At 47.4% G+C, this 20,503-nt stretch carries 17 protein-coding genes and 1 pseudogene; 7 read left to right on the top strand and 11 right to left on the bottom strand.

Annotated features, from left to right (window positions below; genetic code table 11):
• Positions 1–273: 273 nt before the first annotated feature.
• Both GMA8713_RS08745 and GMA8713_RS08740 read right to left on the bottom strand, forming a co-directional pair.
• Positions 274–1,002 (bottom strand): spondin domain-containing protein, encoded by a 729-nt coding sequence (locus GMA8713_RS08745; RefSeq protein ID WP_062708083.1) that lies wholly within the window; start codon positions 1,000–1,002, stop codon positions 274–276.
• Between the two features lie 9 nt (positions 1,003–1,011).
• Positions 1,012–1,695 (bottom strand): spondin domain-containing protein, encoded by a 684-nt coding sequence (locus GMA8713_RS08740; RefSeq protein WP_062708080.1) that lies wholly within the window; start codon positions 1,693–1,695, stop codon positions 1,012–1,014.
• 245 nt (positions 1,696–1,940) lie between these two features.
• Between GMA8713_RS08740 and GMA8713_RS08735 the strand changes: the two genes are divergently transcribed.
• Positions 1,941–2,513: a glutaredoxin family protein gene (locus tag GMA8713_RS08735; protein ID WP_062708074.1), complete on the top strand. Its 573-nt coding sequence runs from the start codon at positions 1,941–1,943 to the stop codon at positions 2,511–2,513.
• Positions 2,514–2,569: 56 nt separating this feature from the next.
• Here GMA8713_RS08735 and GMA8713_RS08730 read toward each other — a convergent pair whose 3' ends face one another.
• On the bottom strand, positions 2,570–2,872 hold the full coding sequence (locus tag GMA8713_RS08730) for a hypothetical protein (RefSeq protein ID WP_062708062.1): 303 nt from the start codon (positions 2,870–2,872) through the stop codon (positions 2,570–2,572).
• A 79-nt stretch (positions 2,873–2,951) separates the two neighbouring features.
• Complete coding sequence (locus GMA8713_RS08725; protein WP_157515546.1) at positions 2,952–3,890, bottom strand: hypothetical protein; 939 nt, start codon at positions 3,888–3,890, stop codon at positions 2,952–2,954.
• A gap of 640 nt (positions 3,891–4,530) precedes the next feature.
• On the opposite strand from GMA8713_RS08725, the pseudogene GMA8713_RS08720 reads away from it, so the two are divergent.
• Positions 4,531–4,965 (top strand): annotated as a pseudogene (locus GMA8713_RS08720) (VOC family protein).
• Between the two features lie 85 nt (positions 4,966–5,050).
• Here the strand turns inward: GMA8713_RS08720 and guaD are convergent.
• The 7 genes from guaD to aceB all read right to left on the bottom strand — a co-directional run bounded on the left by guaD (position 5,051) and on the right by aceB (position 14,499).
• Complete coding sequence (gene guaD / locus GMA8713_RS08715; RefSeq protein WP_062708055.1) at positions 5,051–6,367, bottom strand: guanine deaminase; 1,317 nt, start codon at positions 6,365–6,367, stop codon at positions 5,051–5,053.
• Between the two features lie 4 nt (positions 6,368–6,371).
• Positions 6,372–7,268, bottom strand: a complete 897-nt coding sequence (xdhC, locus tag GMA8713_RS08710) for a xanthine dehydrogenase accessory protein XdhC (protein ID WP_062708052.1) — start codon at positions 7,266–7,268, stop codon at positions 6,372–6,374.
• A gap of 23 nt (positions 7,269–7,291) precedes the next feature.
• Positions 7,292–9,673, bottom strand: a complete 2,382-nt coding sequence (gene xdhB / locus GMA8713_RS08705; RefSeq protein WP_062708049.1) for a xanthine dehydrogenase molybdopterin binding subunit — start codon at positions 9,671–9,673, stop codon at positions 7,292–7,294.
• The gene (gene xdhA / locus GMA8713_RS08700) at positions 9,663–11,117 is read right to left on the bottom strand and encodes a xanthine dehydrogenase small subunit (protein ID WP_062708046.1); all 1,455 of its coding nucleotides are present in this window, start codon (positions 11,115–11,117) and stop codon (positions 9,663–9,665) included. Before xdhA ends, xdhB begins: the two co-directional genes overlap by 11 nt.
• Before the next feature lie 298 nt (positions 11,118–11,415).
• Complete coding sequence (locus tag GMA8713_RS08695) at positions 11,416–12,150, bottom strand: GntR family transcriptional regulator (protein ID WP_062708043.1); 735 nt, start codon at positions 12,148–12,150, stop codon at positions 11,416–11,418.
• A gap of 240 nt (positions 12,151–12,390) precedes the next feature.
• On the bottom strand, positions 12,391–12,831 hold the full coding sequence (locus tag GMA8713_RS08690; RefSeq protein ID WP_062708041.1) for a GlcG/HbpS family heme-binding protein: 441 nt from the start codon (positions 12,829–12,831) through the stop codon (positions 12,391–12,393).
• A gap of 51 nt (positions 12,832–12,882) precedes the next feature.
• A complete protein-coding gene (gene aceB, locus GMA8713_RS08685; protein WP_062708038.1) occupies positions 12,883–14,499 on the bottom strand; it encodes a malate synthase A in 1,617 nt (538 codons plus the stop codon).
• A 293-nt stretch (positions 14,500–14,792) separates the two neighbouring features.
• Here aceB and gcl point away from each other — a divergent pair, with 293 nt between their 5' ends.
• The 5 genes from gcl (at position 14,793) to GMA8713_RS08660 (ending at position 20,469) form a co-directional block, all read left to right on the top strand.
• Positions 14,793–16,571 carry a glyoxylate carboligase gene (gene gcl, locus GMA8713_RS08680; protein ID WP_062708036.1) on the top strand — a complete coding sequence of 593 codons (1,779 nt, stop codon included), beginning with the start codon at positions 14,793–14,795 and terminating at the stop codon, positions 16,569–16,571.
• Between the two features lie 32 nt (positions 16,572–16,603).
• The gene (hyi, locus tag GMA8713_RS08675; RefSeq protein WP_062708033.1) at positions 16,604–17,392 is read left to right on the top strand and encodes a hydroxypyruvate isomerase; all 789 of its coding nucleotides are present in this window, start codon (positions 16,604–16,606) and stop codon (positions 17,390–17,392) included.
• A gap of 4 nt (positions 17,393–17,396) precedes the next feature.
• A complete protein-coding gene (locus GMA8713_RS08670; protein ID WP_062708030.1) occupies positions 17,397–18,287 on the top strand; it encodes a 2-hydroxy-3-oxopropionate reductase in 891 nt (296 codons plus the stop codon).
• A gap of 141 nt (positions 18,288–18,428) precedes the next feature.
• Positions 18,429–19,784 carry a glycerate kinase type-2 family protein gene (locus tag GMA8713_RS08665; RefSeq protein WP_232314396.1) on the top strand — a complete coding sequence of 452 codons (1,356 nt, stop codon included), beginning with the start codon at positions 18,429–18,431 and terminating at the stop codon, positions 19,782–19,784.
• 70 nt (positions 19,785–19,854) lie between these two features.
• A complete protein-coding gene (locus GMA8713_RS08660) occupies positions 19,855–20,469 on the top strand; it encodes a TetR/AcrR family transcriptional regulator (RefSeq protein ID WP_062708028.1) in 615 nt (204 codons plus the stop codon).
• Positions 20,470–20,503 lie beyond the last annotated feature (34 nt).

Below are 20,503 nucleotides of genomic sequence, written 5' to 3'. Positions count from 1 at the left end.
ATTTTCATCACCCAAATTGCAAGGTTTTGGAAGGGGAGGCTTAAAAAGCTTGCAATATGAGGGTAGGAAGATCGATGAGATCATCAAATAGATCAGTGTCTTATTTGTAATTCAGGGCCGACTAATTAGAAGATACGTAAGATATCAAGACAAGGTTGCCAAGGAGGAGGAGCTACGCCAAATGGAGTTAGATATAAAACATTAATGTCGACAGCCCCCTTCTAGGGGGCCGTTTCAAAGCCACCTGCTCTGCAGGTGGTTTTTTACTTAGGGCTAGTTGACTCGTTTGATGCTGACTTTTATGCCGGGATTATCAAAACGATGATGCCCTAGTAGGGCAGACGTTGTTAATCCATCATCTTGAGAGATAACACCTGCATGAATAGTGACGCGGTTATCATCATTTCTCGTAGGATTAAAACCTTCTCCGCCACCGGCCGGCCCAGGAATACTGGCTGCCAACTCATCATTGCCCTCTGTACCTGCATCCCAGACTTCTGCGTCAAATGTGCGCGTGATGCTTTCGTCGACGCTTGAAAGATCAAACTGTGTAAAACCAGCAAATGCATCATTTGTGTTGACCAGCATGGTGCCGAGGGAGAGGTATTTTGCTTTTGATAAGTCAATGTCAAATGAAAGGGTTTCGGCACTTCCCGGCGGCACAATTCCGTTGCCGCTCGCCGTTATGTGAACACTTTCCAGTGAAGACATATCGATTAACCCTGTATTGTCTCCAGACTCTGCCATGATCTCCAACGCGTCTGACGAGGCTTCACCAGTCTTAAATAACGTATAGTTGTTATCGTGAGCCAACAATGCAATCGGTGACAGCGGTTGTGCCGAAGTTGAGTTGGTCACCGTGACTTCATACGTGGTCATTTGACTGGTTTCAGTCTCTGGTGGCGAAGATTGTGGCGGGGTAGTTGTATTATCATCCGAGTTAAATGGGCAACCCGCCAGAGCAAGTGCTGAGCCAGCAATAATTAATAAACGAGAGTTCATGCTGCCTCCTTAGTTGACGACAACAGTCATTACAGCAACAGGATTCAGCCAGCGGTGAACAGAGAAGTCGACGTCGCTTCGACCGCCATTTGCATCACCATCTCCAATGTTACCTGGGTGAACATGAACGGTATTATTGCTAACCGTTGTTTCCACGCCAGTACCATTTGCACCAAAGGTGAGGAAAGGAGGGTTAGGGATGCTTGTGCTCAACTCATCGTTTGCTTCTGTGCCAGCATCATAACCATTCAACTTGATGTGATAAGTTCCCGGCTCTGAAGGAATTGGCCAGCTATCTAACCCTACGAATCCATCGTTTGTTGGCAGCAGCATGGCGGTTAATGAGAGGTAACCCATTTCTCCGGTATCGATAGAAAAGTTAGTGCCAGTCGCTGGTGCCAGAGGGCCAGAGGCAGGGTTTTCAACAACAATTCCTCCAGCATTTGTGATAGCAGAAGATAAACCTGAGATATCACCCCCTTCAGCCATTGACTCTAATTCCGCTGACGCACTGGTTCCTGCTCTAAATAGAAATGTAGAACCATCGTGAGCCGCGACTAGCAGAGGGGTAAAGTGAATGCCTTTCGTTGCATTGGTTAAACTGATGTCGAGTTGAGCTGCGAAGCCAGATGCAGAAGCCATTGAACAGGTCAGGGCGATTGCTGTTAGATTTAGTTTGGTGGACTTTCTCATTTTGCTCTTCCTTAACGAGTGAGTTTTTAAGCAGTGTGAAGTGCAAATTTCTCAACCCGATCTCAAGAGTTTCGTTAAAACCTCACAAATTTATTGCAATGAAAATGGGTTTATTGGGGTCTATATGAATGTGATTATTGCAGTTTGATACTGATAGCATGCTCAAAGATGGTTTTCTAATAGAATGCTTGTTAGGAGAGCTTATTAAGAGCACCTACATAAGCTAGGCTAAGGAGTGAGTCGTTGTGACGAAGCCAATCAAAGTAACGCTTTATCGCTGGGGTGGCAGTTGGGGACCTTTCAGTGTGAAAATCCCATGTGGGGAATGCACACTTACCAAAGACATCCTGAAAGATACCTTTGAAAAAGAGCTCGGTGATGTGCCCATTGAACTGGAAGTGAAAGATTGGCTTTCCCATTGGTGGGAACCACTGAAAGTGGGTGCATGGCATGCGCCAATCCTGATGGTAGAAGGTAAGCTCGTTAGCCAGGGTGAAGCGCTTAATCGCGGTGTACTGGTTCAATCTGTTATCAAAGAGTGGGCGAAGCGCGACACACTGCAAGGCAACATTGTTTATGGCAAAGCAACGTGTCCATACTGTGTGAAAGCCAAGGAAATGTTGGCGGAAGCCGGGATTGAATATAACTACCACGATGTGGTGGTTGAAAGCGCTGCTTTATATCGCATGATCCCGGAGGTAAAAGCCATCATTGGTGAGAAAACGCCGGTTACTGTTCCTCAAATCTGGATGGACGGAAAATATATCGGCGGGGCAGATAACTTAGAGCAATGGTTGGCTTCGAAAGCTAACGATTAAATGGGTAAAGTGTTTGAAAGCATCCGCTTGAGTGAGTCAGCGGATGCTTTTTCTTTTTAGTCAGTGACTTTCAACAGTGTTTTAGTCTCGTTATCGAAGGTGAAAGCGCGCGATCGGAAGGCCATGGTAGACATGAAATACGGAATAATGTCGACGGTTTCGCGGTACTCATAAACGTAAACAGTGGTATCAGCGGTTTCAATGATCTCATCAGGCTCACCATGATAAGAAACGACGCTATCCATTGTGGTGACATTGGTTTGAGCGTTGAATGCATTGAACTTCGCGCTTTCATCAAAAGGCGTGGAACAGCCAGTCAGAGCGACTGATAGTGCGATAGCGCATACGAGTTTTTTCATGTTATTTCCCTACTTGCAAAAAAAAGGGCGAATCAATACCGCCCAGTAAAAATGGGTGCCAAATCGAGCTAGAACTGTTTTAACGATTCACAAAGAAGTGTTTGTTCAGGTAATCAACCATTGGAATGAAAGCGGGGTTTTCCCAGCTTCTAAGCACTTCATGCGGCAAGAGAGTTGGATCATCAGTACCAACAATCCCCTTGTTGATGAACTTGCTGCCGTCATTAATTTCAAGCTCTCCAAGCGGTGAGGTTTTTGAACCTTCAACCATATACTCGTAAACCGTGCCGGCTACTGCCCCAGGGTTCATGTCGACACCAGCAGCTTCGTGAATTGGGTCAGGGTCATTGGTACATGATGGGATTTGACCATTGGAGTAAGCACAATAGTCATAAGATGAGATATGCGGCAGCACTACAGATTGAGCATTTGCCTGCGCCGCAACAAAAGGGATAGCGATATTGAAGGCGGCATAGGCTGTATCCAGCTCATCACCTGCGAGCGTTTGATCGTCAATGTAGTAATCAAAAAGCTGCATCATTTTCTGGTAAGTCGTTGGGCCGTTCGTCTCGTTGATACCGCCATCTTGGGTGAACAGTAACTCAACGCCATTGACCACACTTTTACCGTTCAAGGCGAGGTTAACAACAAATTCTCCTGCTGGCGTTGGTGAAGAAGGGTCAACATCGTTCTGAGAGGGAATGACGCCCAATACCAGTGTTTTGGCATTAAAGGCATTTTGAACATCACGGCTCGCCCAGGTCATCATATTAGTGACCCGTGTTACAACGGCTTGATGCTCTGAGGCAGAAATATTGGAAGGGTCAAAGTTAAGAACGTAAACCCCTTTGTTGAAAGGACAGTTATTCACGTCCTGTGCTGATGTGAATTCACAATTATCAATGGACTGATAGATATTCACTGTTGTTGCTGTGTTACCTGAATTTGACTTGTCCTCGCCACAACCTGTAACGACTAACCCCAAAGCCAGTGCAAGGCTGATACTTCCTGCTCGCATCTCTTTAATCCCAAATATACGAAAACACCAAAACATCCCAGTAAGGCGCTTTGTTAATCCTTATAGAGCATCCAAGCTCAATGCATTTGTTTTGCGAATCATCGTCCGGACAATCAATTCGGCGGCATTATATGAACGGTGTTTTTAATTCTCAAGATGAAATCACATGTAAAAGTTATGGTTTTATATTTGTGTTATCTGATGAAGTGCGTACCAAATATTCTGTCTGATAGAGCATTCGTAACATCGCGATAACCTGGAGTGTAACAACGGAAAGAGCAAACGTTTGCTTTGTGTGCGTTTAAATGAATATTAAGTGAGGGGGGAAGGGGCTTTTCAGTTTGACCCTTGAAGAGGCAGTGCTTCAAACATGTATAGGAGATGGCAGTTTTATGACGCCGATATTGATCTTGGTGATAACATTAGCGCAAAGTTCAAGTGGTCAATAAGTAGCCTCTCAATGCAAGAAAAAGCACTTGGTGGGCTTGTCACCAAGTGCTTTGGGTATGTGTTTCATCCAACGAAAAATGAAAACGCATGCCCTTTGTCCATGCTAATCGAAAAACAAGTGCTTTGTGAATGCTGCTTTGCACGGACTTTAATCGTCCCTAAGAATGATTGTGATGAGAAAGGGAGAAGCATGAAGCAATCTATTATCCACATTGCTTTGGTCGTGAAAGACTATGACGAAGCGATTGATTTCTACATGAACAAGCTGAAGTTTGAATTGATTGAAGATACATACCAACCAGAATAGGATAAACGTTGGGTTGTAGTGTCACCACCAGGTTCAAACGGGGTGACCTTGTTGTTGGCAAAGGCATCGAAACCAGAACAACTCAATTTCATCGGCAACCAAGCTGGTGGCAGGGTATTCCTGTTTCTGAATACTGATGATTTTTGGCGTGATTATCATCGAATGGTGGCGCTGGGAATCAAGTTCGTCCGTGAACCGAAAGAGGCAGATTACGGCACGGTCGCTGTGTTTGAAGATTTGTATGGCAATCTCTGGGATTTACTTCAAATGAAGGATGAGCATCCAATGGCGCTTCGTGCTGCTCTGTGTTCAAGATGAAGTAGATGGTGACGAGAAAGAAGGCCTCTTGCTGCATGCTGGCAGAGCGCTGCTGACAGAGGCCTTTTATTATGAGGTTGTTTGTTCAGCGATTGTAAACAGATTGGCCATAGGAATAGGTGTCATATACGGTTCTGTCATCACCCAACGTCATTAGCACAAAGAGTTTGTCTTCTAATGATTGAGCGTGTTCCATCCTGAACTTCATTAATTGGGTCGCATGTAAATCCAGTACAACAAAATCAGCTTCTTTGCCTGATTCGAAATTACCTATTAAATGATCCAGAGAGAGCGCTTTGGCTCCGCCTAATGTGGCCTGATACAGCGATTTCAAAGGGTGCAGCTTTTTACCCTGAAGTTGCATCACTTTATACGCTTCGCTCATGGTTTGAAGCAGTGAAAAGCTGGTGCCAGCGCCGACATCTGTTCCCATTCCTACCTTAATTCCCTTGGCTTCCATCTCGGAAAGAGGGAACAAGCCGGAGCCTAAAAACAGATTCGAGGTAGGGCAAAAAGCTATCGCCGAATCGCTTTCTGAGAGCCTCTTGCATTCGCCATCACACAAGTGAATACCATGGGCAAACACTGAACGGCTGGATAGTAAGCCTTGCTGGTCGTAGACATCCAGGTAGTTTTTACTTTCGGGGAACAGCTCCTGTACCCACTCGATCTCTTTTTGGTTTTCAGAGAGGTGAGTGTGCATATAAACATCGGGATACTCTTCAAGCAATTTGCCTGCTAAACGTAATTGCTCAGACGTGCTGGTGGGTGCAAAACGAGGTGTCACGGCGTAATGCAAACGCCCCTTGTTATGCCATTTCTCAATCAGCGCTTTGCTGTCTTCATAGCCAGACTCAGGGGTGTCGGTCAGATCTTCAGGTGCATTTCTGTCCATCAGTACCTTACCGGCAATCATTCGAAGGTTTCGCATCTCAGATTCCTGGAAAAAGACATCGACGGATTCTTTATGTACTGTGCCGAAAACTAACGCCGTTGTGGTGCCATTTCGTGCGAGTTCATCAAGAAACTGTACGGCAACTTCGCGGGCGTAATTTACATCAGCAAAGCGCTTTTCTTCTGGGAAGGTGTAGTTATTCAACCAGTCCAGGAGCTGTTCACCGTAGGCGGCGATCATCCCTGTTTGCGGGTAGTGGATATGGGTATCAATAAAACCCGGTGTGATCAGTTTGTTCTCGAGCACGACCACTTCAACGCTGGGGTCGAGCGAAGGAAGGATATCGTCAGCATGACCAACTTTCACAACGTGACCATCGGCAACCAGTAGAACGCCATCATCAAAGTACTGATAAGAGTCTTCCAAACCCACGTCCGTTGGGTTGGCAAGGCTATGTAATATGGCAGCGCGAAAGGCTTTTGCCGGATGAGCTTTTGGGTCTGTCATTCCTTTATGCCCTTATTTTCTCGTTATTTTTATTATCATTATCTTCAGGCTCTCGTTTAAGAATAGAGAGTTTCTCAGCCTGTTTCTGTGATGCTGAATGGGAAGAGGGCTCGCGTTTATTGGCAATCTGCTCACCCTGATAGCAAGCGATAAGCTCACCTGTTACAGATACCGCAATCTCCGCTGGGTGTTTTCCTTTCACCGCGTCCATGCCGATAGGGCAAATCATGGTGTTAATGGTTTCATCATCAAAGCCGCGTTCTTTTAAGCGATAGTCGAAGCGTTTGCGTTTTGATAGGGAACCAATCAGGCCAAAGTACTTAGCGTCTCCACGTTTCAAAATGGCGCGTGAGAGGTCGAAATCCAACTGATGATTATGGGTAAGTACGAGATACATACTGTTAGTTGGGAGCGTGGACACTTCGCCAACAGGATCGTCCGTTAAGCGCATTTCCACGTTGTCAGGAATGACATCAGGAAATTGATCTTCTCGCTCATCAATCCAAATCACGTTAAATGGCAAAGTAGCCAGAATATGGATCATGGCTTTGGCAACATGTCCTGCTCCAAACAGTGCCAACGCATGGCGCTGTTGACCGATTGGCTCGAAACTCAGTGTGACCATCCCACCACAACACTGACCGAGACGTGCGCCCAGATTAAAGTGCTCGATTTTCATGTCGCTTTCACCTCGGGCGAGCATCTCATGGGCAGTTTTCATGGCGACATGCTCGAGGTGACCACCGCCAATCGTGGCGATAACCTCGTTTTGGGAAACCAGCATTTTGGTGCCCGCCCCACGGGGGGCGGAGCCTTTGTCTTCGAGTACCGTGACCATCACACAGGGCGTGCCTTTGGCTTCAAACTCTGCCAGCGCCTGGATCCAATTGTCTTTAAACATCACTGACCTCCATTTCCCGGCGTTTACAGCGTGAATGACACAGGCGATTTGCCTTTTCGCGCTTGTTTGATGGTGTTGTATACCTGCTCAGGTGTCGCTGGTGCAGGTAGATGAGGGATCTCGCCTTCATCTGCTACACTGACGATTGCATCACGAATAGCGCTCCACACTGAAATGGCCAACATAAACGGCGGCTCGCCGACCGCTTTAGAATGGAAGACGGTGTCTTCCGGGTTGGCGCGGTTTTCGACCAATCGAGTGTTGAATATTTCCGGTGTATCAGCGACAGCGGGGATCTTGTAGCTGGCAGGACCAGAAGTCATCAACTGGCCTTTGTCATTCCAAACCAGCTCTTCTGTTGTCAGCCAGCCCATGCCCTGAATAAAACCGCCTTCGACCTGGCCAATATCAATGGCTGGGTTAAGCGATGCGCCCACATCGTGAAGAATGTCAGTGCGCAGCACTTTGTATTCGCCGGTGAGCGTATCGACGATCACTTCTGAGCATGAGACGCCGTAAGCGAAGTAATAGAACGGGCGACCGCGTCCTTTTTCGTGATCGTAGAAGATCTTCGGAGTGCGATAGAAACCGGATGCCGCCAACGATATTTGGTTAAACCAACACAGTTCGGTGAAGTCAGCAAAAGTGATGGTTTGCTTGTTGCCAATCGACACGATACCGTTGCTGAAGACTACATCTTTAGGTGAAACATCGAAGTGCGAGGATGCAAAGTTAACCATTCGCTCTTTGATGGTGAGTGCGGCATTTTGCGCGGCTTTACCATTCAGGTCAGTACCGGAAGATGCTGCAGTTGGTGAAGTGTTCGGTACTTTTTCTGTGTTGGTTGCTGTTACCTGAATCGCGCCGATATCCACACTAAAGGTTTCAGCGACAATCTGGGCGACCTTGGTGTTCAAGCCCTGACCCATTTCCGTGCCACCATGGTTCAGCGAGATGCTGCCATCGGTATAAACCGTGACTAGCGCGCCAGCCTGATTGAGAAATGTCGCGGTAAAAGAGATACCGAATTTCACAGGCGTGATAGAAATGCCTTTCTTCAGAATAGGGCTGTTGGCGTTGAACTCCGCAATGGCTTTTCGGCGCTTTTCATACTCGCAGGACATTTCCAAATCAGTGGTCATTTCGTGAATGAAATTGTCTTCGACCTTCTGGTAGTAGTGCGTTTCGTCACGACCTTCGCCTGCGTAGTAATTCGCTTTACGAACTTCAAGAGGATCTTTCTTGAGGTGACAGGCTATTGTGTCCATCACATGTTCAATAGTCATCATGCCCTGCGGGCCACCAAACCCACGGTACGCAGTATTCGACGCCGTATTGGTTTTCACACAATGCCCGGTTACCGTGGCATTGCCGAGGTAATATGCGTTGTCAGAGTGGAACATGGCGCGGTCGACGATTGATCGAGACAGATCCGGTGAATGGCCAGCGTTACCCGATACCACGATTTCGATTCCTTGAATTACACCGTTGTCGTCAAAGCCCACCTTGTATTGATTAAAGAAGGGGTGGCGTTTGCCGGTCATCATCATGTCTTCACGACGTGGTAAACGGAATTTCACCGGTTGCCCTGTTTGATTTGCTATCACGGCTGCGATACAGGCGGGTGCAGCGGCTTGTGTTTCTTTACCACCAAAACCACCACCCATACGGCGCATGTCGATCAATACCTTGTGCATAGAAACACCCAAAACGGACGCAACCAGTTTTTGCACTTCTGTCGGGTTTTGGGTGGAGCAGTAAACAATCACGCCACCATCTTCAGTGGGGACAACACTCGAGACCTGGGTTTCAAGATAGAAATGCTCTTGACCGCCGACATGGATTGAGCCTTCCAACACGTGTTCTGCATTAGCTATCGCTGCCGCTGAATCTCCCCGTTTTTGGGTATGGCTATCGGTAACAAACAGCTCCTGCGCCAAGGCTTCTTCTACATCAAGAGCGGCAGGCAGCAATTCGTATTCAACGATGGCGGCTTCTGCACCTTTTCGTGCATTGTCGAGGCTGTCAGCGGCAACAGCAATCACAGGCTGACCGACATAAACAACCTTGCCGTCAGCGAGCATAGGATCGCCAGGAAGGACAGGACCAATGTCGAGTTCACCCGGCACATCTTCAGAGGTGATCACAGTGCGAACACCGGGCACTTTGTAGCAAGGTGATACATCCAACTTAGTAATATTCGCGTGAGCATGTGGGCTCATCAGCGCGTATACATGAAGCTGATTAGGGAATTCGCCGCGATCATCAATGTAGAGCGCTTCGCCTGATACCTGCTTTTCAGCACTTTCATGTTTTACCGATTTGCCGACGCCAGTTGCTAATCCAGCTTTCGCTTGTGCAGTCATTTCTTCCATGGTCATGGCTGGGGCCGTTTTACGAGACATAATGAATCACCCTCGTTTCAATTTTCTTTCCATCAGCCGTATAGCTGAGTTCTGTGAACAGACGGTAAAGCAGGTTCGCTGCAGTTTCAGCGCGATATTCCTTTGTCGCCCTAAAGTCGGATATTGGCGAGAAGTCATTTTCCAACGCCGACATTGCGGCTTGAATTGTTGCGGCACTCAGCGGATTGCCGACAAGTTCCTGTTCGCAATGTGTTGCGCGTGCTGGAATGGCAGCCATGCCACCGAAAGCAATACGAGCTTCAATGACAGTGTCACCTTCGAAAGTCAGCCTGAATGCACCGCAGACTGCTGAGATGTCATCATCAAAACGCTTCGAAATTTTGTAGGCTTTGAATGCCTGATTAGGTTGCGGTTTCGGCACACGAATGGTTTGTACAAACTCAGAAGGTTGTAGCGCCGTCACTTTGTAATCTTTAAAGAAGTCTTCAAGCAGGATTTCCCGCGCCGTTTCACCACGGCGAAGAATCACGGTGGAGCCCAAGGCAATCAGCAGAGGTGGCCCGTCACCAATGGGAGAAGCGTTGGCAATATTGCCACCGATCGTGCCTTGGTTACGGATCTGTAAGGACGCAAAGCGTTGTAACAGCGCGCCGAAATCTGGGTAGTGTGGTTCTAATGCGCGATATACATCAGTGAAGGGCACATTGGCACCGATTTCGATATGGGTGTTAGTCTCGTTAACGGTTTTGATGTCGTCAACACGGCCAAGATAGATCAGTTTGTCGATATCGCGATGAAACTGTGTCACTTCCAGCGCAAGGTCAGTACCACCTGCCAGAAGTTTCGCAGTGGGGTGCGCCATCAGCGTTTTTGCCAGTTCATCGCTATTAGTCGGTGTGAATGCGGTTTTACCGTCTGCGTGATATTCCAGTTCAGGTTTGCCAATCGCATTCAGCTTTTCAATCGTTTCACGCTCGTACTCTGCAAACTGGTCGCGAATCGGTGTTTCCTGACTCAACGACAATGCAGCCTCTACAATCGGGCGATAGCCTGTGCAACGACAAAGGTTGCCCGCCAATGCTTCATAAGTATCTTCTTTGTCTGCATTGGGATGATTCTTGGAGAGCGCGAACATCGACATGATAAAGCCAGGTGTACAGTAGCCGCATTGGCTGCCGTGAAAATCAACCATGGCCTGTTGTACGGGGTGCAGTGAATCTTTTGTACGCAAGTCTTCTACTGTGATGAGTTGCTTACCATGCAGTGCGGAAACAAAGGTCAAACAAGAATTCACACTTCGGTATTCCAGCTTGCCATCAACCACTTCACCTAAGACGATAGTACAGGCTCCACAATCACCTGAACCACATCCTTCCTTAGTACCTGTCTTACGCACATGCTCGCGCAGGTAGTTCAACACAGTGAGGTTTGGAGAAATATCACTCTCTTCCTGCAAAGTCTGATTTAAAAGAAAACGGATCACACGACCTCCATGACGTTTTCGTATCCATTAATTACAACCTAGTCATTTCTGACCGACTGGTCAACTTTCTGTTAACAAGTGATTATTCTGAAATTAACAATAAAATATTGAATAAAAACAGTGGTTAATGAACTTTTCTTAGGATCGACTACAAAAATGTCAAGTGTGGATTGTATACAATATGTGAGATTGATCGTTCCTAATTCTCGGTTTTGATAACTGAGATGACGATGACAGAAAGAGAAAACGGCCTGAAGCTTCAACATTCAGGCCGTTTTTAGGCTGATTGAGTGAGGTATTAGGCTTTCTTCTTCAAGACATTCGAAAACACAGCATGAAGATCCTGTGAGCCAGAGTCATCATGCAGGTTCAGTTTAGAATTGATATGGTCAAGGTGAGTCTTCATTAGCGCAATAGCCGCTTGCTTATCTCCCGCTTCAATCACATCAAGCAACTGGGTGTGTTCGTCACAGGCACAATTTGTTTTCTTGGATGATTCATAGAGGGCGATGATCAGAGAACACTGCGACACCAGACTGCGTTGAAAACTCATTAGCGGCATATTGTTCGCCATGGCGGCGAGTTCAATGTGGAATTCACCTGAAAGACGGATACTGCGTCCGGTATCGCTTTTAACAACGGCTTCATTTTCCTCTGCAACCATGGCGCGGCATTTGGCGATCTGTTCTGGTGTCGCGTTCTCTGCTGCCAGTTCGACAATAGCGAGTTCCATTACTTCACGTGCTTTGAGGATTTGCATCGCTTCCTCAACGGTTGGCGATGCCACAATAGAACCGCGGTTTGGACGGGTACTGACAACCTGTTCTACAGAGAGCCGGAGTAATGCACGGCGAATGATGGTGCGGCTGACGCCGAAGATCTCGCCTAATGCTTCTTCGCTGAGCTTTGTACCTGGTGGTAGGCGCTGTTCCAGAATGGCATCAAAAATATGACCGTATACGATGTCATCCTGGGTTAGTTTAGAGTTTGTAGGTTTGGTTTTCTTATGAGTTGCTTTGAGAAGCCCTGTCATACAGTTGTTCCTTTCCCGACTCGCCGTCTCTAGCGAGCCCGCTGCAAAATAACGTTCTAAAAGAGAACGTAAAGGTTATGCGTCTTGTTTTGTATATGAATAGCCAAACTGATTGTACAACATTGCTGGAGCAATTGTATCTATGGTGTTATCGGTTTGTGGGGCGTGTTTTGTTCCAAGGAAGAGAATCATGAACATAGAGCAATCGGCCAGAGGCTTCTGGCCGTTTGGATTGGTGGACTAGCCTTCCAGAGTGGCATCAGTTTTTAAACTGGATGCGACAATACCTGCAATTGCTACCGCTTCATCAGTATCAGAAATATCGCCGGAAACACCAACGGCGCCGAGCAATTCTGATTCTGCATCACGAATAAGTACACCACCAGGAACAGGAACGAGGTTACCCTGTGCAAGTGTGGATACTGACGAGATAAAACACGGTCGATGCTGGGCATCATCTGCAATTTTTCTGGAAGAGCAGCCCAGAGCGAGTGCTCCCCACGCTTTTGCAATCGCGATTTCCGGCCGCATCATGCTGGAGCCATCTTGCCTCTGTAGCGAAATGAGTGCACCACCTCTATCCAAAATGGCTACTGTTAGCGGTTGGGTTTTCCGTTCTTGCGCTGCATCGAACACCTTGGTGGTGATTTCCAGTGCTTTTATCATCGTCAGATTTTCCATTGAAGGTCTCCTAGATCTTTAGGGGCGGCTTAAAGCAGCCGCCAATGCTCGTTATTCGAGTTTTGCGTAGCAAGGAATGGTGAGAAAATCCGCAAAGTGAGTATCGGTTGAAAGGGTGAAAAACAACGCCGATGCTTCATCAAATTTTCTGAATTCGCCATTGCCTGCTGACGCTTTCATGTCCTTTACTTCCTGATCGAGCCACGCTCTAAATAGCTCAGTGGTAAATGGTCGACCATCATCCAGGGACACCTGATGCTTGAGCCATTGCCAAATGTTGGCGCGAGAAATTTCAGCTGTAGCGGCATCTTCCATCAACCCGTAAATAGGTACGCAACCAATACCACGTAGCCAGGCTTCCATATAAAGCACCGCGATTCGGATATTCTTTCTTACACCGGGCTCATCTTTTGGTCCTTGGCTTGGTCGAAGAAGGATTTCGCTGTTAAAGCTTCCATCAGGAATAAAGTGGCGTTGGTTTGTCGCGCCATTCAGGTATTCATCAAATATTTCGCGGGCAAGTGATACCAAGTGTGGATGAGCGACCCAGGTGCCATCATGACCATTCGTCGCTTCACGGCGTTTATCTTCAATCACTTTCTGTGTTACGCGAGCCATCTCGTCAGGATCTTTGGATGGAATGAAGGCAGACATACCGCCAATTGCTAATGCTCCACGGCGGTGACAGGTTTGGATGAGACGTTTGCTATATGCCTCTAAGAAGGGTTGATCCATACCAATGGCATGACGATCAGGCAGGATGCGGTCAGTATGATTCTTGAGCGTTTTGATGTAGCTGAAAATATAGTCCCAACGTCCGCAGTTCATACCTACGATGTGCTTACGCATCGCATGGAGGATTTCTTCCATTTGGAATACGGCTGGAAGGGTTTCAATCAGCACTGTCGCACGGATAGTGCCAGTTTCAACAGAAAAGTACTCTTCCGTGAAGTCAAAGACTGACTCCCACCATGCAGCCTCTTCCATTGATTCGAGTTTTGGCAGGTAGAAATAAACACCTTGTCCGCGTGCGTTGCGGGATTGGTAGTTATGGAAAAAGTACAAACCGAAATCCATCAAGCTTGCAGGCATGGGTTTGCCTTCAAATAAGATGTGGGACTCTTGTAGGTGCAAGCCACGTGGTCGATGGATCAACGTAGCGGGTGTTGATGACAATTGATAGTGCTTACCGGTTTTCGGGTCGACATAAGCCATCGTACCTGTATTCGCATCGCGCATGTTGATCTGGCCATTCACCATGTTTTCCCAAGTTGGTGAGGTGGCATCTTCAAAGCAGCACATAAAAATATTTGCGCCGGAATTAAGTGCGTTGATCACCATTTTGCGGTCAATGGGACCAGTGATCTCAACCCTTCTGTCGAGTAATGCCTCTGGGATATCTGCGACTTTCCATTGACGGTCATCTCGAATACTTGCTGTGTCAGTACGAAAATCTGGAAGCACACCGGTATCGAATGTCTCTTGTTTTCGTTTACGTTCAGCCAGCAATGAATTCAACTGACCACTAAAGCGGTTGCAAAGTGATGACAGAAATGCGAGCGCATCGTTGTTGAGTATGCTTTTGGCATCTTCGTTAAACAAAGGGCCGGTTACCTGAACACTAGTAGGGCAGGAGTGGTTTTCTGACGGATTTTCTAATTCATACATAGGTAAGGTCCTTTAAGTAAATGTATACAATAAAAAGCTATATAAGATGTTTATAATTGTTTTGATGGAGAACAATAAAAGCACAGTGTTAATGCAATGTGAATAGTTCAAAGCCAAATTTCATCATTGTCAGGGTCTTGTCTGACCTCTTTTCTAAGTGCCATGTGTACTGATCTCATTTCCTAATCAATGTTAAAAAATGTTTAATAACTGTTAAAAAATCCTTGCGATTAATAATTAATCGATCTAAGAATACAATTAATAATTAAATTGTATACAAAAAGGCGTTTTGTATGGGAAAGATGAGAGCGATTGATGCAGCTATTGCAGTGCTGAAAAAGGAAGGTGTGGTGAAAGCCTTTGGTGTGCCCGGCGCGGCGATAAACCCTTTTTACTCTGCATTGAAGAAAGCGGGAGGTATCGACCACATACTTGCCCGTCATGTTGAGGGGGCCTCTCATATGGCTGAGGGCTACACACGAGCGAACCCTAGGAACATCGGTGTCTGTATTGGGACTTCAGGCCCTGCAGGTACCGACATGATCACCGGGCTCTACTCCGCACAGGCAGACTCAATTCCGATTCTTTGCATTACGGGGCAAGCACCACGCGCAAGACTTCACAAAGAAGACTTCCAGGCGGTCGATATAGAATCTATTGCTCGTCCTGTGACCAAGTGGTGCTCAACCGTTCTTGAACCAGCTCAGGTTCCGCGAGCTATCCAACACGCTTTCCAAGTCATGCGTTCAGGTCGCCCAGGACCTGTGCTCATCGACCTCCCTTTGGATGTTCAACTGGCAGAGATCGAATTTGATATCGACAGTTATGAGCCTCTTGAGCCATACAAACCTTCCATTTCACGCTATCAAGCGGAGAAAGCGTTGGCTATGCTGAACGCCGCTGAACGTCCACTCATTGTTTCAGGTGGGGGCGTGATCAATGCGAATGCTTCTGAGCTCTTGCAAGAGTTTGCTGAGACTGTTGGTGTCCCAGTTATTCCAACTTTGATGGGCTGGGGCACTATTGCTGATGATCATGAGCTGATGGCTGGCATGGTTGGCCTTCAAACCTCTCACCGTTATGGCAATGCATCACTGCTTGAGTCCGACGTGGTGTTCGGTATTGGTAACCGTTGGGCCAACCGTCACACGGGCTCTGTAGATGTGTATACCCAAGGTCGTAAGTTTGTTCATATCGATATTGAGCCCACACAAATTGGTCGCGTTTTCTGTCCTGACTTGGGGATTGTATCTGACGCTTACCAAGCGCTTACTGTGCTGATCGAAGTAGCAAAAGAATGGAAGGCAAAGGGCAAATTGAACGATCACTCTTCATGGGTTGGTGATTGTCAGCAGCGTAAAGCTACCATGCTGCGCAAAACGCACTATACGGAACAGCCAGTCAAACCGATGCGTGTCTATGAAGAGATGAATCGCGCGTTTGACCGTGAAACCTGTTACGTCAGTACCATTGGTTTGTCTCAAATTGCTGCTGCGCAATTCCTACACGTTTATAAACCGCGCCACTGGATTAATTGCGGTCAAGCTGGACCTTTAGGCTGGACGGTACCGGCTGCGTTAGGTGTTCGCGCTGCGGATCCTGAGCGCCAAATTGTCGCTATTTCCGGAGACTACGACTTTCAGTTCATGATTGAAGAGCTCGCCGTTGGTGCCCAATTCAACCTCCCTTACATCCACGTACTGGTGAACAACTCTTATCTGGGGCTTATCCGCCAAGCACAGCGCCAGTTCGATATCGATTACTGCGTGCAGCTTGCATTCGAAAACCAGAATGCACCTGAACTTGCCGATTATGGTGTCGATCATGTGACTGTGGTGGAAGGGTTGGGTTGTAAGGCATTGCGTGTCAGTGACCCAGAGCAAATTGCGTCAGCGTTTGAAGAAGCAAAGGCTTTGATGGCGAAGCATCGTGTGCCGGTTGTTGTAGAAATCATTCTGGAGAAAGTCACCAATATCTCCATGGGTGTAGAGATTGACTCAGTGAATGAATTTGAATCTCTGGCTGACTCTATTGCTGATGCGCCGACGGCGTTGGCTGCGGATCGCAAATAACTTCTCGGTTCTTATGGAATAAGGAAATTGAAATGCCAAAGTTAGCTGCCAATTTATCAATGTTATTTACGGAACTGCCTTTCATCGAGCGCTTCAATGCTGCGGCAAACTTCGGTTTTAAGGGAGTGGAGTACCTATTCCCATACGCATTTGATGCCAATGAGCTGAAGGCTGAATTGGATCGCAACCATCTCATGCAAGTGTTATTTAACCTACCAGCAGGGGATTGGGACGCGGGAGACCGCGGGATTGCTGCTGACCCGGCACGTGTCGATGAGTTCCGGGCAGGCGTTGCACTCGCGATTGAATACGCCAATGTATTGGACTGTGAGCAAGTGAACTGTCTCGCTGGGATTGTTCCTTCGGGTGTTAGTCAGGAACAAGCTGAAGAGACTCTGGTTGAAAACTTGAAATTTGCGAATGCTCAGTTGGAAAAGGCCGGTATCCGGCTGGTTGTGGAGGCAATCAATACCAGGGATATTCCCGGCTTTGCGCTTACCAATACCAAACAGGCACTTGGGATTTGCGATGCTGTCGGCAGTGACAACCTTTCACTGCAGTACGACATCTACCACATGCAAATTATGGAAGGGGATATCGCTCCTACCTTGAGCTCAACGTTAGACCGTATTGGGCATGTTCAGCTTGCAGATAATCCCGGCCGTCATGAGCCTGGGACCGGAGAGCTCAACTATCACTTCCTGTTCAGCCACCTAGATTCTATTGGCTATGAGGGTTGGGTTGGGTGCGAATATAAGCCGGCTACCACCACCGAAGAAGGCATGAAATGGCTTCAGACATACGGACAAAATGAGGAGTAATGGAATGACAACTATCGCATTTATAGGCACCGGCATCATGGGTAAGCCAATGGCTGAAAACCTACAAAAAGCCGGTTATCAACTCACTTTGTCAGAAAGCCGTTCGGCGGCACCTGCTTCTTTAGTCGACGGTGGTGCAAAAGCCTATCCTTCGAATCGTGAAGCGGTCAAGGACGCGGATTTCATTATCGTTATGGTGCCAAACACCCCAGATGTCGAAGATGTTCTGTTTGGTGAAGATGGTATAGAGCCAGTGCTGGATGCCTCAAAGACGGTCATCGATATGAGCTCTATTTCCCCCATTGAAACTCAAAGCTTTGCTGCCCGGGTTATCGAAAGTGGTGCTGCTTACCTTGATGCGCCTGTTTCTGGCGGTGAAGTCGGCGCCATCAATGCCACATTGACCATCATGGTGGGTGGTGAAGAAGCCACGTTCGAAAAAGCATTGCCACTGTTTGGTGCCATGGGGCAAAACATCAATCTGGTCGGTGATAACGGTGCAGGTCAAGTGTGCAAGGTCGCTAACCAAATCATTGTGGCACTCAATATTGAAGCCGTGTCTGAGGCACTTGTGTTTGCTTCAAAAGCAGGCGCAGATCCAGCAAGGATCCGCAATGCGCTGCTGGGTGGCTTTGCTAATTCAAAAGTGCTGGAAGTTCATGGTGAGCGCATGGTGAAAGGAACCTTTGACCCTGGTTTTAGGATCCGCCTGCATCAGAAAGATTTGAACTTAGCATTAACAGGGGCTGAAACGCTTGGCGTTTCACTGCCGAATACAAAATCCGCACAAGAGCTATTTAGCTTATGTGCTGAGCAAGGTGGGGAAGATTGGGATCACTCTGCGCTTATTAAAGCCATTGAATCGCTTTCAAACCACAACATCCGCGGCGAATAACGCCGTGCACCATACCAAGCAGTTTGAAGTGTCCAGCTTTTCGCTGCTTGGTGTACCTCCAACTTGACTTTACGTTTTACAGGTCCTTAGTATTTTGCCCGCTTCTTTCACGACGGGCTTTTTTTTCTATGGAGATAAGCAATGGATCAGCAGGAAGTGTTCAAGGAAGGCGAAGAAACCCCAATAAAACAGTCAGAATCAGAAAAGACATCCATTGGAGGTTTATCACCCTCGATATTTCTCCGGGAATTGTTTGACGCTGCGGTTGAAGCCGCCCTGCCTCATGGAAATATTAAAAAGTACCTGCCCGAAGACCGTTCGGGGAATTTAGTCGTGATCGGTGCAGGTAAAGCGGCTGCTTCAATGGCTCAAGCGTTGGAAGATGAATGGGATGGGCCGATAAATGGCGTTGTTGTCACACGTTATTTGCATGGCGCACCTTGTAAGCACATCGAAGTATTGGAAGCGTCGCACCCGGTTCCTGATGGTGAAGGCGAGAAAGTCGCGAAGCTCATCCTAAATTTGGTCACGAACCTTGATGAAACTGACACGGTGATATGTTTGCTATCCGGCGGAGGCTCAGCCTTATTAAGCTTACCTGCACCTGGCATCGACTTTTCCGAGAAACAGGAAGTCAACAAAGCCCTGTTGAAATCGGGAGCTACCATCAACGAAATGAATTGTGTAAGAAAGCATCTTTCCGCTGTAAAAGGAGGGAAGCTGGCACAAGCGGCTTACCCTGCAAGTGTGCTTACGCTTGCGATATCTGATGTGCCGGGAGATGCCGCAGATGTTATCGCATCAGGTCCGACAGTCGCAGACCCGACGACGCGTTTTGATGCTATTAACGTATTGAATAAATATGACATCCCAGTAAGTGACAATGTCACTTTGTGGCTGGAAAGCGAAGCATCTGAAACCCCAAAAGCCGGTGACGAGAGACTGTCAAAAAGCCGTTTTGAGATTATTTCAACGCCTTTCGAATCTCTGGTTTCTGCGCAGACTTTATCGGAATCGCTAGGGATTCCTGCTTATATTCTGGGAGATACTCTGGAGGGAGAATCAAGGGATGTCGCACTGGTGCATGCAGCCATGGCAAGCAGTGCAGCTAAACATGATCAGCCTTTCCCTGCACCTTGCGTCATCCTCTCTGGCGGTGAAACCACTGTAACAGTCAGAGGTAATGGTCGTGGAGGGCGCAATTGTGAGTTTCTGTTATCACTCTATCAGGCGCTTGAGAAAGAGCCCGCGATTCGGGGCAGAATTTATGCGTTGGCCTGCGATACGGATGGCATTGATGGTGTGGAAGACAATGCCGGAGCAGAGTTGAAACCGGATTTTTATGTCGCCGCTGCAGAGAAGAAACTGTCACCCGAACCTTACCTGACTAACAACGACAGTTATGGTTTTTTTGAAGCGCTTAGCGGCTTGATTTTTACCGGGCCAACCCGCACCAATGTGAATGACTTCAGAGCAATATTGATATTACCAGAGTGATTGACTGGATGAATTGTCTAGGATTCATTAAAGTTGTGATTACACGCTTTAATGAATCCACGGACGGGCAATGTCACGCATCAGGACGAAAAATCAGGAAAAGATCATCGAAGTTGCCAGCCAACTGTTTGCAGAAAAAGGCTATGCCGCGACAACGACAGCCGAAATTGCCCAACGCGCTGAAATTCCCAAGCCCAACCTCTATTACTATTTCAATACCAAAGACAATCTCTATCGTGCAGTGCTGGAAAGCGTCACTCAGCCATTGCTTGAAGCGTCTTACCCTATCGAGCAGCTCAACGACCCGAGAGATGCGCTTACCCAATATATCCGTACCAAACTGCGCATATCTAAAGAATACGCCGCCGCTTCGAAGACTTTTGCTGCTGAAGTGATGGCTGGCGCACCACACCTCCCTAGTGACATTGCAGAATCCTTGATGGATCAATCTCGAATGATTCTGAACAAGTTCGAATATTGGATTGATCGGGGTTGGATGGAGCCAGTGCCTCCCAAGCATCTGATGTTTATGCTCTGGTCATCAACCCAAACCTACGCTGACTTTAACTGGCAGATATGTCAGGTCAGCGGCCAGTTTGAACTAGAAGATCAAGACTTCGAAGATGCGGCAGAATTTCTGGTGAATTTGGTGCTGAGAGGGTGCGGCGTAAAGCATGCGAATTGAGTTAGTTTCAAAGCGATAAATACAAGGAAGCTCA

Origin of the sequence: Grimontia marina, from assembly GCF_900060185.1 — a bacterium.
In the GTDB taxonomy this organism is placed as follows: domain Bacteria; phylum Pseudomonadota; class Gammaproteobacteria; order Enterobacterales; family Vibrionaceae; genus Enterovibrio; species Enterovibrio marinus.
The sequence above is the reverse complement of the archived record's forward strand: the minus strand, read 5'-3'. Positions and strand labels throughout refer to the sequence as shown.

Bases quoted from the DNA above. Each gene is read 5' to 3' on its own strand.
- GMA8713_RS08745 (WP_062708083.1), bottom strand. From the start codon at position 1,002: ATGAACTCTCGTTTATTAATTATTGCTGGCTCAGCACTTGCTCTGGCG.
- GMA8713_RS08740 (WP_062708080.1), bottom strand. From the start codon at position 1,695: ATGAGAAAGTCCACCAAACTAAATCTAACAGCAATCGCCCTGACCTGT.
- GMA8713_RS08730 (WP_062708062.1), bottom strand. From the start codon at position 2,872: ATGAAAAAACTCGTATGCGCTATCGCACTATCAGTCGCTCTGACTGGC.
- GMA8713_RS08725 (WP_157515546.1), bottom strand. From the start codon at position 3,890: ATGCGAGCAGGAAGTATCAGCCTTGCACTGGCTTTGGGGTTAGTCGTT.
- guaD (WP_062708055.1), bottom strand. From the start codon at position 6,367: ATGACAGACCCAAAAGCTCATCCGGCAAAAGCCTTTCGCGCTGCCATA.
- xdhC (WP_062708052.1), bottom strand. From the start codon at position 7,268: ATGTTTAAAGACAATTGGATCCAGGCGCTGGCAGAGTTTGAAGCCAAA.
- xdhB (WP_062708049.1), bottom strand. From the start codon at position 9,673: ATGTCTCGTAAAACGGCCCCAGCCATGACCATGGAAGAAATGACTGCA.
- GMA8713_RS08695 (WP_062708043.1), bottom strand. From the start codon at position 12,150: ATGACAGGGCTTCTCAAAGCAACTCATAAGAAAACCAAACCTACAAAC.
- GMA8713_RS08690 (WP_062708041.1), bottom strand. From the start codon at position 12,831: ATGGAAAATCTGACGATGATAAAAGCACTGGAAATCACCACCAAGGTG.
- aceB (WP_062708038.1), bottom strand. From the start codon at position 14,499: ATGTATGAATTAGAAAATCCGTCAGAAAACCACTCCTGCCCTACTAGT.
- gcl (WP_062708036.1), top strand. From the start codon at position 14,793: ATGGGAAAGATGAGAGCGATTGATGCAGCTATTGCAGTGCTGAAAAAG.
- hyi (WP_062708033.1), top strand. From the start codon at position 16,604: ATGCCAAAGTTAGCTGCCAATTTATCAATGTTATTTACGGAACTGCCT.
- GMA8713_RS08670 (WP_062708030.1), top strand. From the start codon at position 17,397: ATGACAACTATCGCATTTATAGGCACCGGCATCATGGGTAAGCCAATG.
- GMA8713_RS08665 (WP_232314396.1), top strand. From the start codon at position 18,429: ATGGATCAGCAGGAAGTGTTCAAGGAAGGCGAAGAAACCCCAATAAAA.
- GMA8713_RS08660 (WP_062708028.1), top strand. From the start codon at position 19,855: ATGTCACGCATCAGGACGAAAAATCAGGAAAAGATCATCGAAGTTGCC.